This window comes from Tenacibaculum sp. M341 (assembly GCF_004337695.1).
In the GTDB taxonomy this organism is placed as follows: domain Bacteria; phylum Bacteroidota; class Bacteroidia; order Flavobacteriales; family Flavobacteriaceae; genus Polaribacter.
The window spans coordinates 91627-107848 of record NZ_SJXJ01000011.1 but is presented as its reverse complement, the minus strand read 5'-3'; the positions used below and the strand labels follow the sequence as shown (position 1 = coordinate 107848).

General features: G+C 30.7%; 7 protein-coding genes. 4 read left to right on the top strand and 3 right to left on the bottom strand.

What is annotated here, in order from left to right:
- Window positions 1-2: 2 nt before the first annotated feature.
- From EYW44_RS14115 to EYW44_RS14105, 3 genes are all read right to left on the bottom strand, one after another.
- Window positions 3-2810: a carboxypeptidase-like regulatory domain-containing protein gene (locus EYW44_RS14115; RefSeq protein WP_132724317.1), complete on the bottom strand. Its 2808-nt coding sequence runs from the start codon at window positions 2808-2810 to the stop codon at window positions 3-5.
- Window positions 2811-3575: 765 nt separating this feature from the next.
- Window positions 3576-5876 carry a beta-glucosidase BglX gene (gene bglX / locus EYW44_RS14110; protein WP_132724316.1) on the bottom strand — a complete coding sequence of 767 codons (2301 nt, stop codon included), beginning with the start codon at window positions 5874-5876 and terminating at the stop codon, window positions 3576-3578.
- A gap of 143 nt (window positions 5877-6019) precedes the next feature.
- Window positions 6020-6892 carry a helix-turn-helix domain-containing protein gene (locus EYW44_RS14105; RefSeq protein ID WP_132724315.1) on the bottom strand — a complete coding sequence of 291 codons (873 nt, stop codon included), beginning with the start codon at window positions 6890-6892 and terminating at the stop codon, window positions 6020-6022.
- Between the two features lie 203 nt (window positions 6893-7095).
- On the opposite strand from EYW44_RS14105, the gene EYW44_RS14100 reads away from it, so the two are divergent.
- From EYW44_RS14100 to EYW44_RS14085, 4 genes are all read left to right on the top strand, one after another.
- Window positions 7096-10128, top strand: coding sequence for a SusC/RagA family TonB-linked outer membrane protein (locus EYW44_RS14100; protein WP_132724314.1), 3033 nt, complete (start codon window positions 7096-7098; stop codon window positions 10126-10128).
- 19 nt (window positions 10129-10147) lie between these two features.
- Entirely contained in the window at window positions 10148-11689 is a 1542-nt protein-coding gene (locus tag EYW44_RS14095; RefSeq protein WP_132724313.1) for a RagB/SusD family nutrient uptake outer membrane protein, read from the top strand.
- 251 nt (window positions 11690-11940) lie between these two features.
- Window positions 11941-15225 (top strand): VCBS repeat-containing protein, encoded by a 3285-nt coding sequence (locus tag EYW44_RS14090; protein WP_132724312.1) that lies wholly within the window; start codon window positions 11941-11943, stop codon window positions 15223-15225.
- A 5-nt stretch (window positions 15226-15230) separates the two neighbouring features.
- Complete coding sequence (locus tag EYW44_RS14085) at window positions 15231-16205, top strand: SMP-30/gluconolactonase/LRE family protein (RefSeq protein ID WP_132724311.1); 975 nt, start codon at window positions 15231-15233, stop codon at window positions 16203-16205.
- The last annotated feature ends 17 nt before the right edge of the window (window positions 16206-16222 follow it).

The following is a 16222-nucleotide window of genomic DNA, read 5'->3' as shown; positions in this document are numbered from 1 at the left end:
CGTTATATTTTTAAAGATAAGTTAAAACCTATTTCAGTTTGTAATGGAATGTTAAAAAAGTTTAATGATCTAGTACCAGAATTTCCATATAAAGTACTGTAAGGTGAATGCCCATTAAAATTAGACCAAGTAGCAATATTATTAGCGTAAAAACCTAACGTTAATTCTCTAAAAAAGCGTTTGTTTTTATCTCTTATAAGTTGGTAATTTACGTTTATGGTTCGTAAGTTTATATAGCTAGCATCCACTATAGCTTCTTCAGCAATACCATCAAAACCGTACCTAACAAATCTATTTTCAATTATAGAATTATTTGGGTTGTAAAAATCAACAGGTATTGAGTTTTCATTACCCTGTGTATTTACACCATTAAAAATAAAGTCAGTAATAGTTCTTTCTGTAGCAGATTGTTTTGAAGTTCCCAAATAGTTTAAAACGTTTTGTGTACCATTCCAAATATCACCACCTTTTTGAATGTCTAAGTCAATAGCAAAAGTTAATCTATCCCATGTAAAATTATTTTGAAAACCAATAGAAAAATCAGGAATAGGATTTCCTATAATTTTAGGCGCTGTTGCTACTAACGGAAAGCCATTATCACCTATAATAATTCTATTGTTAGCATCTCTTTCATAAGCCGAACCTACAATTACTCCTGCAGGTTGTCCTTCAATTAAATTTTCAGAAACACTTGAAAACCCTGCTGTAGGAATTCTTTTTGTAGTATTTAATAGTTTTAAAACCTTTGTGTTGTAGGTAGAAAAAGAGATAATGGGTTTGTAATAAAAATCATCAACAAGCTCTATATTAGAGTTTATAATAAATTCAAATCCTGTGTTTTTTATATCAGCAACATTATCTAGCGTAAAAGTATTGTTGCTTAAAATAGGATGTACACTACCTTTTGTAGTTGAGTTATAATACGAAAAGTTAATAGAAGTATTATAATTAAAAAGAGGAAACTCAAATGCAGCATTAATTTCATAAAGCTCTTTTTTCTCTAGGTCAAGATTTGGTTGTATAAATAAGTCATTGTTAGTAGTGTAACTAGCACTTTGTTGTGGAGTAATAATTAAACTATTATGATTTTGATTATTAAAATACAATGAAGCATCATTTATATCAAAAGAAGCATTGGCACTTATTGTAAATGTATTAATATCATACATTTTTAACCAATTTCGTAAATTCAATTCGGCATTAAAAGAAGATAAAAACCAAGCATTATTTTGGATAGATGAGTAGTAAGAATTATTCGTTAATTTAAGATTTAAAATTCTATCTATATTAATTTGTAGTTGATTAAGTAATTGAAGTTTATTTCTAAAAATAGTTTTATCATTTGAATTTTTAGTCATAGCATTGTTAAAAGGAAAAGAACTGAAATTAGAAAACTCTTCAAAACCAAAGTTTAAATGCTCATAATTATAATTTACAATTGATTTTATTTTAAACGTATAATCAATATCATATTCAAAATTAACATTGGCATTTATATTTTGTAGTATATTTTTTTTAGTACTTAAAAAACCATTATCAAAACCTACAGTACCTACAGGTAATCCAAAGTATTGTAAATCATTACTGTAATTATAACTTAAACTACTATTAAGTTGAATGTCGTAATCAATATTACTTTTATTTTTAATAGTTGCTATAAAAGAGGTTGTAGTGTTCTTATTGCTATGATTATTTAATAACCACTCTGGGTTATTAAAAGTATTACTAAAACTTCGTTGTGTATTATTTAGCAGCTTATCACCTTGACTATTACTAAAAGAAATAGGTGTGCTCCATGAATTTAAAATTAGATTGTTATAAAAACCATTAATATTTGGTTGATTGTTTTTAATGGTTTGATAATTAATAGAAGAGGACCAGTTTTTGTTGTATTCTTCTCCTAATTTATAATTGATAGCTAGTTTATTATTAGAGTTTAAGTTTCTATTAAAAATATCACTAGTGTATTTATTAGAAAAATTAAACTTTAGGTGATGTTTATTATTGTTTACAGCAAAAGAAACTCTATTATAATTATTAATGCTGGTTTTAAACAAAGAGTTGTTGTAGGGTATAGGTTTATTGCCGTTTCCATTAACAATTAACCTTCCATTTATATCATAGCTATATGCACTACCATCAAAATTAAGAGTATTTAATTCAGGACCATATGAAAAAACAGTATTTGTTTCAGGTGCTAAATAAGTGAAGGTGTTGTTTAATGAATAACCTTGACTAAAAGAATTTTGTAAACTGTGTAGATTGCTGTTTTTAATAAATTGGATTCCAATATTAGATTCAAAATCAATTTCAAAGAAAATATCTGGTTTAAAATAAGTAAGAAATACATCCTCTTCATTTACTTGTATGTTTTTAATTCTTTCAAATTCAAAATAAAAAGGAGTAGAATTATAAGTTCTTTCAGAAGTATTTATTTGAACAATGGTATCTTTTTTAAATTTTTGAATCGCTTTTTTATAAGCATCAGTTTGTGCTTTTTTTGTGGCTACATAAGAAATTTGAACAGTTTCTGAGGTTGTGGAATTAAACATATCTGGTGTAACTCTAACTTCTTGAGTTTCCATTCCTACAAATGAAATTATAAGTATATCTCCAACATTGCATTTAATACTATAATTACCATCAAAGTCAGTTTCAGTTCCATGTTTTGTTCCTTTTATAGTAACAGATGCACCAGGTAATGGACCATCTTCGTCCTCTAAGGTTCCAGTAACAATTCCTTGTTGAGAAAACATAGAAACTGTTATTAGTAGAAAGAAGAAAAATAGAATAGTAGATTTTTTTTTCATGCTTTTTTAACTTTAATCTGTATTCAAATGTATTAACACTTTTTAACAAGATAAAGAAAGAATGAGTAAAGGTTGTTTTTGAGTGAGTAAAAGCAAGGAAGTAGTTTTTATTTGTAAAATTAGGTATACATATTATTTAATAACTACTAGTACATGTAAAAAAATATCATGCATTAAAAAACTAACATAGTCTTTATTAATAGGTGATTATAAAGAGAGAGTAGAGTTCGAAACAGAAAAGAAGAATCCCCCCCCCTCAGGTTCAACTTCTTTTCTTTAATTCAAATAATGTATTACAACAGTCGTGTTAAATTATTAATCTTACAATTAAACTAATTAAAAATTCATTTTTTTTAAAAAAGCACGAGTTTACTGTCTATGTTTTTAAAAAGATGATAGAAATGAGTAGAGGTAAAGTATAATAGAATTAGCAGATTACTTCGCTTCACTGCGTTTCGCTCGCAAAGACGTTCAGAAATGTCATCACGATAAGGAATTGAGTAATAATCTAAGTAAAGCAATCCGTTTTTTGTTAGTTAGCAATTCTATTTCAAGTTTTAAAAGTTAAAGATTTCTTCGCTCCACTGCGTTTCGCTCGCAAAGACGTTTTGGGATGGAGTAGATTCTATACATAGCGACAATTGAAGTAAACCATTCTTTTTACGCCCCGTTATTCAAACAAAAAAAACACTCTTTTCTAAAGAGTGTTTTTTGGAAAACTATATAAAATTAGATTATGACCAATTAAGAGTTATAAGCCCTTTATTAGTTTTTTAATTCAAAACTTTTTTCAAGTTTAGTGGTAGAACTTCCACCAACAAAAACTTTAAAATCACCAGCTTCTACCATAAAATTACCATCATTATCGTAAAAACCTAACTCGTTTTTAGAAAGCGTAAACTCAAGAGTTTTACTTTCACCAGCTTTAAGAGGAACCAATTCAAAACCTTTTAGTTCTCTAACAGGTCTTGTTACGCTACCTACTAAATCTCTAATGTATAGTTGAGCAACCTCTTTACCATCAACATCTCCTGTGTTTTTAAGATCTACAGTAACGGTAATAGTATCATTTACAGAAAAAGTTTCACCTCCTTTAATAGTTAAGTTACTGTACTCGAAAGTAGTGTAGCTTAAACCGTACCCGAACGGATATAAAGGTGTTTTTTCTGAATCTATATAGTGCGACCAAAATACATGTTGTTCTGTATTTGGGCGTCCAGTATTTTTATAATTATAATAAATAGGAACCTGTCCTACATTTCTAGGAAAACTCATTGGAAGTTTACCACTCGGATTGTAATCTCCGTATAAAACTTCAGCAATAGCATTTCCAGATTGTGTACCTAATTGCCATGCTTCTACAATAGCAGGAATATTTTCATCAGCCCATTCAATAGCTAAAGGACGACCATTATTAAGTACTAAAACTACATTTTTGTTTGCTTTATAAACAGCCTCCAAAAGTTCTTGTTGTAAACCAGGTAAGTCTAATTTAGTTCTACTTCTTCCTTCACCACTCTGAAATCCGTGTTCACCTAAAACCATCACCACTACGTCAGCACTTTTTGCTGCAGCAACAGCTTTACTAATTTTAGAGTCATCAGTAGTGTTTACGTTTACTTGTTGGGTAAAAGCAACATCTCCAGTAAATAAGTCAAGGCCTTTTTCAAATACTAAGGTGTTTTCTTTGTAGTTTTTCATACCCTCTAAAACAGAAACAGCAGTATTGTCATCAGATCCTAATCTCCAGCTACCAAGCGGACTATTATTATCATCTGCTAAAGGACCAATTAAAGCTATTTTTTGACCTTTTTTCTTTAGAGGTAATAAGTTATTTTCGTTTTTAAGAAGTACAATTGATTTTTTAGCAACATCTAATACAGCATCCATGTGCTCTTTGTTACCAATACTTTTCTTCTCGTTTTCAGGATCACAATATCTATATGGATCATCAAATAAACCTAATTCAAATTTTACAGTTAAAATTCGTCTAACAGCATCATCTAAAATAGATTCTTTAACAACGCCTTCTTTAACTAAGTTAGCCAATTCTCTAATGTATACATAACCTTCCATGTCCATATCAGAACCAGCAATTGAAGCTAATTTAGCAGCTTCTTTTTTGTCTTTTGCATGTCCCCAAATAATAATTTCATTAATAGAAGCCCAATCAGAAATAACAAAACCGTCAAAGTTCCATTTATCTTTTAAAATGTCTCTTTGTAAAAATTTACTAGCAGTAACAGGTACTCCGTTTAATTCATTAAAAGAATTCATGATAGTTCTAACACCGCCATCAACAGCAGCTTTAAAAGGAGGTAGTACTGTATTGTATAAAGTTGAAGTACCAATATCTACAGAGTTATATTCCTTTCCTGATTCAGAAAAACCATAGGCTGCAAAATGCTTAGCACAAGCAGCAATCGTATTATTTTTTGATAAATCATCTCCTTGAAAACCTTTTACTCTTGCTTTTGCAATTTTTGAACCTAAATAAGGGTCTTCACCAGCACCTTCCATAACTCTTCCCCATCTAGCATCTCTTGAAATATCAACCATCGGAGCAAATGTCCAGTTAATACCAGAAGCAGCAGCTTCAGTACCAGCTACACGAGCAGAACATTCAATGGCTTCTAAATCCCAACTGGCAGATTCAGCTAGTGGAATAGGACTTAAAGTTTTATATCCGTGTATCACATCGAATCCTATAATTAAGGGAATTCCTAATCTGGTTTCTTCAACGGCAATTTTTTGAACAGCTCTAACGTTTTCAGTACCTCTAACATTCAACATAGAACCTACCCAACCTTTTCTAAGGTGTTCGTATTTTGTTTTAGCGTTTCCTTCTTCAGGAACAGGACCAGTAACATCCCAAAAACCATTGTATTGATTCATTTGACCAACTTTTTCTTCAATAGTCATTTTAGAAAGAAGTGATGTTACCTTCTCATTTACGGTGGCGTTTTTAGTATCTATCATTGATTTGTTCTTTTGATCACTTGAGCATCCAAAAAGAAACAGAACGATACCGCATACAGTAATAACTTGCTTTGTTTTATAATTCATGGTGTTGTTTGTTTGTTTATTTTTGAAACAAGTGATACAAAATTATGATAGACGAGGTATAAAAGATGCGTTCAAAATAATCAAAAATTGGTATTTTTTTTGTTTCTAAGGTTAATTTTTGTCTTTAAAATGATTAATTCGTACTACAGTGTTTTTTGAATTCCGTTAAATTCTGTTCTAAATTCACTAGGCGTATTATTCTTTAATTTTTTAAACATTCTATTAAAGTTTGCAAGGTTATTAAAACCGCACTTGTAGGCTATTTCTCCAATGCTTAAATCAGTTTCAAGTAAAAACTTACTAGCATGGCTAATTCGAGTACTATTTATGTAAGATACGAAAGTTTTTCCAGTTCTCTTCTTAATAAATCTATTAAATGACACAGGAGTCATATTTACTAGTTCAGAAATCTCATCTAATGATATTTTTCGTTGAAAGTTATTCTGAATATACTCGTATACTTTCTTTATTTTATCACTGTTTTCAAAGTTATTGTAGTTAGAGAAAGAAGTAGATAAAAGCTTTTGATTTCTTGAGATAGAAAGGTCGTGTAAGATTGATATAAATTCCAGAAAGTAGTCAATACCAGATGTTTTAGGTAACTCAAAAAGTCTTGGCATCATTTCTTTTATTGTTTTCTCAGAGAAAGCAATTCCATGAATAGATCTGTTCAACATATCTCTAATAGATTTAAAAACTCTGCGAGAAAGAAGCTTTTCATCTAATAGGTCTTGATGTATATGTATAGTGATTTCATGTATGTCTTTACCGGTACAATTATGAAGCTCCCAGCAGTGAGGTAAATTAGGTCCTACCAATACAAGTTCATAATCGTTAATTTCTCCAATATGATCTCCAATCACTCTTCTAACACCTGACCCTTTATGTATAAAATTCAATTCGTATTCAGGGTGAAAATGTATAGGGAAATCGAAGTCATCTTTAACTCTGTAGTAGACTAAAAAACTATCTGTTGGAGACAATTGAGTTATCTCTCGATGTATTTTTTTGTTCATTTTGGTTGTTTTTTGACAAAACAATATTAAAAAATTATTAATGATTGACGAAATTATATTAATAATAAGTTAATATTGACTCTATTTTTGTATGAAACAATTTTTTTTGTGAAGTAAGTGTTCATCTATTTTTAAAATTATGATAATTTTAGTGTTGTAATTTTACTCTTATAACAAAAAAAGACCAAATTAATTATTAAAACATGAAAAAAAATATTCTTACATTTTTTTTGCTAGTATGTACTTTATCGTTATCGTTCTCAGCGAGTGCTCAAACGGTTAAAGGAGTAGTTTCTGATGCGTCAGGAGAACTGCCTGGAGTTAATGTTGTTATCAAAGGTACTTCTCGTGGAGTTGAGACCGATTTTGGTGGTAATTATTCATTAACAGATGTAAAGCCTAACGACATATTAGTGTTTAGTTTTATTGGATATAAAACTAAAGAAGAACCCGTTAATGGTAGAAGTACAATTAATGTTACATTAGTAGAAGATTCTAGTACCTTAGATGAGGTAGTAGTAATAGGGTACGGTACCAAAAAGAAAAGTTTAGTAACAGGAGCAATTTCTAGTATTGATAGCAAAGAAATTAAGAGTGTTTCTAATCAAAGAGTTGAACAAGTATTACAAGGTCGTACTTCTGGGGTTACCGTTTCATCTTCTTCAGGATCACCAGGTTCAGGAGCAAGAATTAGAATTAGAGGTACAGGTTCAAGTGGTAATTCAGAGCCTTTATTTATTGTAGATGGAATGAAAGTGTCTACAATTGATAATATTGCACCATCTGATATTGCAAACATGGAAATTTTAAAAGATGCGGCATCAGCAGCTATCTATGGTACAGAAGGAGCAAACGGGGTAGTTATTATTACTACAAAAAAAGGTAGAGTAGGTGATTTGCAAGTAAGTTTTAACTCTCAATTAGGTGTTCAATTCGTAAACACAGATATGCAGTTAATGAATGCATCTCAATTTGTTACGTATATGCAAGAAGGTAATCAGGCTTTTGTTGTAGATAATGGAATAGATACTAATTGGCTTGATGAAACATTTGACTCTGCTTTTATGCAACGTTATGATTTAAGTTTATCAGGTGCTACAAAAAGTACTTCATATTATTTTTCTGCATCACATACAAATCAAGATGGTATTGTTGTAGGAGATAATTCCACTTTTAAAAGAAATACATTTAGATTTAATATTAAAAGTGAAATTACTGATTGGTTAGAAGTAGGAATCAATTCTAACACTTCGTTTATTGATAGAAAAGGAATTCCAGAAAATAGTGATACTAGAGGAGTTCTTCAAAATATGTTAATCATAGATCCATTAACGCCTGTTACTTATACAAACGGAGTGCCTTCTAGTGTATTCGATAGATCAGCGAATAATGGAGTGCCAGTTTTAAGAGATAAAGATGGTAATGTGTATGGATATCCTACATACTCAACTGGAGAGGTTATTAATCCAGTAGCATATGCTAATGCAATTCAAGAGAATAGAAATGAAAACGATCAGTTTTTAACTACAGCATATTTAAAGTTTAATATTTTAGAAGGATTAAGTTTTACTTCAAGATACGGATATGAACAAAATCAATTTTTTAATCAACAAAACAACAATCCGTATTACGTAAGTGTAGAAGCAGCAAGAACTTCTTACACGATTACTGATGCTAAGATTAATTTTACTAGATGGTTATGGGAAAATTTTGCTTCTTATGAAAAATCGATAAACGATCATAATTTTAAAGTATTATTAGGATATTCAGCTGAGCAAAGTAGAGTTCCTGCTTACATTACTAGGAATTTTTCTTCTTCAGTAGAAGATTTCTCAGGATTTGACGTAAATAATCCTGCATTTGTTTTTGATACAACTTCACCAGAAACTATTGCTTTTAAAGATAATTTAGTGTCTATGTATGGAAGATTTTCTTACGATTATAAAGAGAAGTATCTTTTAGAAGCTACCGTAAGACGTGATAGATCGGATAAGTTCCCTTCTAATAATAGAACAGCAACTTTTCCTTCATTTTCTGCTGGATGGGTAGTTTCAAAAGAAGATTTTTGGAATGCAGACATGTTTTTAAACTACTTTAAAGTTAGAGGTAGTTGGGGACAAAATGGTAGTAAAAATAACTTAAATGGTAATTCAGATATTATTGCAATTACAAATCAAGTTGGAGGTTTAGGGTTGAATTATTTAGGAAGTACAGGTGCGCAAATAACTGGTTTTGCCAATCAAAATTTAGTTTGGGAAACATCTGAACAATTAGGTTTCGGTTTAGATGGACGTGCATTTAATAATAAGTTCAATTTTTCTGCAGATTATTATAAGAAAACTACCAAAGATTTAATAATTAATGATGGTAGCTTAATTACTCCAGGTTCTGCTGGATTTAATTCGAATGAATTTAATGCAGGGACTATAGAAAATAGTGGTTTAGAATTTGAAGTAGGATATTCTGATGAAACGAGTAGTGGTTTTACGTACCAAATAAATGCTAACTTATCTACACTAGATAATGAGGTTACTGAGATTAAATTTTTACCAGAAGGAACCTCTTTACAAGGAGCAAGTGCACCTCAAAATCCTGACGGAATAACAAGATTTACAGAAGGTTTACCAGCATGGTATTTTTATGGGTATAGAACAGCAGGTATAGATCCTGCAAATGGAGAGGTGATTAGAGTAGATACCAATGATGATGGAGTTATCAATAATGCAGATAAAACGTTTATAGGTACACCGCATCCAGATATTTTATATGGAGGTAATGTGAAATTAGGATACAAGAATTTTGATTTTAACTTACAGTTCCAAGGTACTGTAGGTAATGATATCATCGCTACATACCATCAACCATCAAGACAAGTAAGTAACAAACCATTGCATTTTTTCACAGAAAGATGGGTGAATCCAGGTGATGTAGCTAAATTTCCTGCAGCAGGTGACCCAGTACTTGCTTCATATGATACTGATTTAGTAGTTGAAGATGGATCTTATATGAGAATTAAGCAAATTCAATTAGGGTATACTTTACCAGAGAGTGCTGTTAGTAGTTTGAATGTTAAAAGTCTAAGATTTTACTTATCTTTAGATGACTTTTTTACCTTTACTGATTATAAAGGTCTTGATCCTGAAATTGGAAACTTTGGATTTAACGATATAGGTGTAGATAGAGGATATTATCCAACAGCTGCTCGTGCTATTTTTGGATTTTCTCTAAACTTTTAATGAATTAATTTATAAAAAAATGAAAAAAATATTTTCTTACATAACATTTGTATTCATCTTAGGGATTTTTGCATGTGATGAAGATTTCACAAACAATCCTAGGGAAGATGTACAAGACCTTAGTACATTTTTCCTAGCTGAAGAGAATGTAGAACAAGCTGTAATTGGTATCTATGATTTAATGCAGTTTAATTATGGTAGAGACTGGCATAGTGCTTTTTTAGTAAAACTATTACCTGGTGATGATGCTAACTGTGCTGGAGGGAATTCTGAAGATCAAGCTCAATTACAAGATATAGATGATTACATGAATGTTTCAACATCAAATGTATCTATACAAAGTGTTTGGGATCATTTTTACAGAACAATAGCACTTTCTAATTTAGTTATTGAAAACTTAAAAGAAAGTACGCTTAGTAATAAAGATAGAGCTACGGCAGAGGCTAAGTTTTTAAGAGCATGGTGTTATTTTGAATTAACAACGATGTTTGGTGATGTTCCTTTAAGATTGGTATTACCTACAGGAGCAGATGATTTTCCTTCTCCTAAGAAGCCTAGAGCAGAAATTTATTTACAAATAAAAGAAGATTTAGATGATGCAATTGCTAATTTACCTGAAAAGTCAGCGGTAGCAGATGTGTTTAGAGTATCTAAAGGAGCAGCACAGGCTTTAATGGCGAAAGTGTTGGTTTTTGAAGGAAAATATGCTGAATCAATTCCTTTCTTTGAGGCTGTAATAAATAATCCTTTACACGATTTAGAGGCATCACCTGAAGATGTGTGGTCAGTAAATACTGAGTTTGGAAAAGAATCTTTGTTAGAGATTGGTTATATCTCAACAACTGGTAGAAACTGGGATAATATTGCTTGGGGAGGAAGAAATGAGAGTAATTTACATATTCAATTAATGGGCCCTAGAGGAGACGGAATTTTCTCTGTAGGATCTGTAGGATTATTAAATGGATGGGGATTCAATTTACCAACTAGCAAATTAGCAAATGCTTTTGCAGCAGCAGGAGATACAGATAGACAAAGAGCAACCTTAATGACAGAAGCTGATTTAATAGCTAATGGAGGAGGAGTAGATCCTTCTAAAGCTGCTGGAGGAGCTATTTGGGATTACGAAGGAGCTATTAGAATTAAGTATTCAACAAAAGCAGAAGATACTAGTGCTGATGGTGTACGAGAATTAAATTATACTACAAACTTTAGGCTATTTAGATATGCAGAAGTTTTATTATTAGCAGCAGAAGCATATAACCAAGAAGGTAATGACCCACAAGCTATAGTAGAATTAAATAAAGTTAGAAATAGAGCTGGTTTAGCAGATATCAATCCTGCTACTGCTGGAACTGATTTATTTGACGCTATTGTAAACGAAAAGTTTTTAGAATTAGCACACGAAGGTCAGCGTTTTTGGGATTTAGTAAGATGGAACAGAGCTAGTACTGAATTATCTGGTACAGGTTATACATCTAAAAATAACTTATTCCCAATACCTCAATCAGAGATCGATAAGAATACAGCTTTATCAGCTGATGACCAGAACCCTGGTTATTAATCAAAATATCATAGTTGTAGATTGTATTTGAATTAATAATCTAATCTAAATTTGGTAAAGCAGTATGGTTTCATACTGCTTTATTAATATTCTTATACCATAACTTAAGCTAGAAATTAATAAGTTGAAAGGTTTTGAGTATGATGAGAAAACATTCTATTCAAAATCTTCAAGCTTATATAATCTATGGAGCAAAGTGCTATAAAAAGTTTTTATTGTACATTGTTTAGTAGTTAAAAATCGACCAAAATATGAAGAAAGTAGGACTGCTTTTTTTTATAATCTTAGTAGGATGTGTTTCTAAAAAAACAAAACAGAAAGACACCAAAATATTTTCACAAGTATCTTCAAAACGAACCAATATTACATTTAGCAATAATTTAAACGAAACTGAAAGTTTTAATTATTTCAAGTATACTTCAATATATATGGGAGGTGGAGTTTCTTTGGGAGATATTAATAATGATGGATTGTTAGATGTTTTTTTAACAGGAAATCAAGTGAAAAACAAATTGTATCTAAATAAAGGAAATTTAACTTTTGAAGATATATCAAAAAAAGCTGGGATTGGAGGTGATAATAGATGGTATACTGGTACAACCATGGTAGATATTAATAACGATGGTTTTTTAGATGTGTATTGTTCTGTAGCTGGTAAAGAAGGAGACAAGAAGAATCAATTATTTGTAAATAATCAAGATAACACATTTACCGAGCTTGCTGAGGAATATGGTATTGCGGATGCAGGAAATTCAACTCAAGCTACTTTTTTTGATTTTGATAATGATGGTGATTTAGATTTATACATAGCAAATTATCCTATATCGCATCCATCAACTCCCAATATGATTTATAAGAATCGAATGCAAAATGTAAAAGACATTGAATCTGACAAATTGTATAGAAATGATGAAGGTAAATTTACTGATGTTTCTGAAGAAGCTGGAGTAAAAAATTATAGTTTTTCATTAGGTGTTACAGCGGCAGATTTAAATAATGATGGTTGGAAAGATTTATATGTTTCTAATGATTATAGCATACCAGATTTTTTATATTTAAATAATCAAGACGGAACTTTTAAAGAAGTAATAAAAGAAGCAACTTCTCAAACGGCATTTTACGGAATGGGAATTGACATTGCGGATATTAATAATGATGGTTTTTTAGATATTTTTCAAGCAGATATGGATTCAGATGACAATCGTCGTCAAAAAGCAAATATGTCTAGTATGAATCCGAGATTGTTTTACGAAACTGTTTTGTATGGTTTTCATTATCAATATATGCACAACTGTTTGCAGTTAAACTCAGGTTATAATGAAAATGGCATTCCTCAATTTTCAAATATTTCTCGTTTAACAGGTACTTCATCAACCGACTGGAGTTGGGCACCTTTATTTGCTGATTTTGATAACGATGGATTTAAAGATTTGTATGTTACCAATGGTACTAGAAGAGAAGTAAACAACAAAGACTTTTTTAATAAAATAGGAAAAGAAGCTTATGATGAGGTTTCTCTTTTAGAAAAAACAAAACTAATTCCGAGTGAACCTATAGATAACTTTATGTTTCAAAATAAAGGAGGTTTACAGTTTGAAAAAGTGAATACAGATTGGGGAATATCTCATAAAGGGTTTTCTAACGGAGTAGCTTATGGGGATTTGGATAATGACGGTGATCTAGAAATTATTGTGAATAATATAGATGAAGAGGCTACAGTGTATGAAAACAAAGCTTCTGAAACAAAAAAGTATTTGAAAATTCGTTTTAAAGGAGGCAAAACAAATACAAATGGACTAGGAGCAGTTGTTAATTTGTATCAAGGAAAAGAAAAACAAGTACAGGAATTAACCTTAACAAGAGGTTTTCAATCTTCAGTAGCACCTGAACTTCATTTTGGTGTAAATCAATCAACAAAAATAGATAGTATACAAGTAGTTTGGAATATGGATAATGTTCAAACCTTGAAAAATGTTGTCTCAAATCAAACACTGGTATTAGATTACAAAGAAGCTGATCAAAAGACAGTGGTTCGAAAAACAAATGGTAAAAACTTATTTGTAAACAATGATCAATTGTCCAAAACCATAAAGCATAAAGAAAATCAGTTTGATGATTTTGAAAAGCAAGTTTTGTTGCCTCACAAAATGTCAACATTAGGTCCAGTAATAGCGATACAAGACATTAATAAAGACGGTTTGGATGATTTTTTTATGGGAGGTGTTTATGGTAAACAAGCAGCGTTGTATGTACAAACAGAGAATGGTTTTGAGCAAAAACAAATTAAAGCTTTTAAGGAGGATGAAATATCTGAAGATGCAGGTGCATTATTTTTTGATGCCGATAACGACGGCGATCAAGATTTATATGTTGTAAGTGGAGGGTATGAGTTTTCTGAAAGTTCAAAACGCTTGATAGATCGATTATATATAAATGATGGCTCAGGAGATTATAAAAAATCACAAGCAATACCATCAATAACAGTAAGTGGTTCTAAAGCATACAATTTTGATTTTAATAAAGATGGTAAACAAGATGTTTTAGTGTTAGGGAGACAGGTTCCTGAAAAATATCCAATGCCAACATCTTCTTTTATTCTTCAAAATAAATCAACAAAAGAAAATGTGAAGTTTGAAGATGCTACAGAGAATGTAGCTCCACAGTTAATTGATTTAGGTATGGCAACCAGTGCGGTAATTACAGATATTGACAATGATTCTTGGGAAGATTTTATTGTTGTTGGAGAATGGATGTCAATAAAAGTATTTAGAAATAACAAAGGTGTTTTTGAAGAAGTTTCTGATAAAATGGGGCTTTCAAAAGATACTACTGGTTGGTGGTGGAGTATCGTTCAAGGTGATTTTGATAATGATGGAGATGTGGATTATGTTTTAGGAAATAATGGGCTGAATTATAAATACAAAGCTTCTAATGAGGAAACATTTGATATTTATGTGAAAGATTTTGATAAGAATCATAAGTCAGATATTGTACTTAGTTATTATAATAAAGGAAAACAATATCCTGTAAGAGGGAAACAATGTTCATCAGAACAAATTCCTGGAATTAAAAATAAGTTTAAAAACTACGATGACTTTTCCAGAGCAACATTGATTGATGTGTATGGAAAAAAGAATTTAGATAATGCATTGCATTATCAAGTAAAATCATTTGCAAGCATCTATTTAGAGAATGATGAAGGAGTTTTTACAATACATCAATTACCAGTTGAAGCGCAAATGTCAAGTGTGCAACAAATGATTGCCAACGATTTTGATAATGATGGAAACTTGGATGTGTTAATCGCTGGGAACTTATACAATTCAGAAGTAGAGACTCCTAGGAATGATGCTGGTTATGGACTCTTTCTAAAAGGAGATGGAAAAGGAAACTTTAATACTGTTAGTGTAAATGAAAGTGGATTTTATACCAAGGGAGATGTAAAAGACTTACAAAAAATTAAAATACAAGAAGAGTCGTATATCATGTCTGTTAAAAACAATGATTACCTACAATTTATAAAAATTTTAAAGTAAAAAACATGAAAAAAATAAGTGTTTTTATATTGTTTTCAATCCTTTTTACAGGATGTAAAACGAAAGATGAAAAACTAAATAAAGTTGAATTAGTTTATGAAACTCCGGCTAAACTTGGCGAAGGAGCTATCTGGAATTACAAAACGAATGAATTTTATTGGATTGATATTGAAAGTAAAGAGTTGAACATTTTTTCACCTAAAACCAATCAGAATAAAACAATAAAAATGCCTTGTAGAATAGGGACAGTAGTGCCTACCACAGAAAAAGATGAGGCAATTGTAGCACTTGAAGATGGAATTTACATTGTAAATACCAAAACAGATGAATTATCAATTCTTTCTGACGTAGAATCAGATATGATTGAAAATCGTTTTAATGATGGAAAATGTGATCCTAATGGAAATTTATGGGTGGGTTCAATGCATTTGAAACAATCAAAACCAAATGCTAATTTGTATAAGATTGATAGTAATGGACAGGCCAATAAAATGTTGGATAATATTACTATTTCTAATGGAATTGTATGGTCTAAAGATAAAAAGACCATGTATTACATAGATACGCCTACGGGTAAAATTAAAGCTTATGACTTTGATGTGAAAACTAGTACTATTTCTAATGAAAGAGTAGCAGTAAATGTAGATCAGAAAGATGGTTTTCCTGATGGAATGGCGATAGATGAGAACGATATGTTGTGGGTTGGCATGTGGAATGGAAATGCGGTAGCAAATTATAACCCTAAAACAGGTGAGTTGATTCGAAAAATAGAAGTACCAGCGCATAATGTAACAGCTTGTGCTTTTGGAGGTAAAAATTTAGATGAATTATATATTACTACAGCAAGTGTAGATATGACTAAAGAAGAAAAGGAGAAGTATCCGTTAGCGGGTTCACTTTTTAAGGTGAAGCTAGATCTTAAAGGAGTAAAGAGTCCGTTCTTTAAAAAATCAATAACACAAACAGCACAACTAAATTAAAAGCATAACAAACAAAT

Excerpts from the sequence above, each read along its gene's own strand:
- EYW44_RS14115 (WP_132724317.1), bottom strand. The coding sequence starts at position 2,810 with ATGAAAAAAAAATCTACTATTCTATTTTTCTTCTTTCTACTAATAACA.
- EYW44_RS14090 (WP_132724312.1), top strand. The coding sequence starts at position 11,941 with ATGAAGAAAGTAGGACTGCTTTTTTTTATAATCTTAGTAGGATGTGTT.
- EYW44_RS14105 (WP_132724315.1), bottom strand. The coding sequence starts at position 6,892 with ATGAACAAAAAAATACATCGAGAGATAACTCAATTGTCTCCAACAGAT.
- EYW44_RS14095 (WP_132724313.1), top strand. The coding sequence starts at position 10,148 with ATGAAAAAAATATTTTCTTACATAACATTTGTATTCATCTTAGGGATT.
- EYW44_RS14100 (WP_132724314.1), top strand. The coding sequence starts at position 7,096 with ATGAAAAAAAATATTCTTACATTTTTTTTGCTAGTATGTACTTTATCG.
- bglX (WP_132724316.1), bottom strand. The coding sequence starts at position 5,876 with ATGAATTATAAAACAAAGCAAGTTATTACTGTATGCGGTATCGTTCTG.
- EYW44_RS14085 (WP_132724311.1), top strand. The coding sequence starts at position 15,231 with ATGAAAAAAATAAGTGTTTTTATATTGTTTTCAATCCTTTTTACAGGA.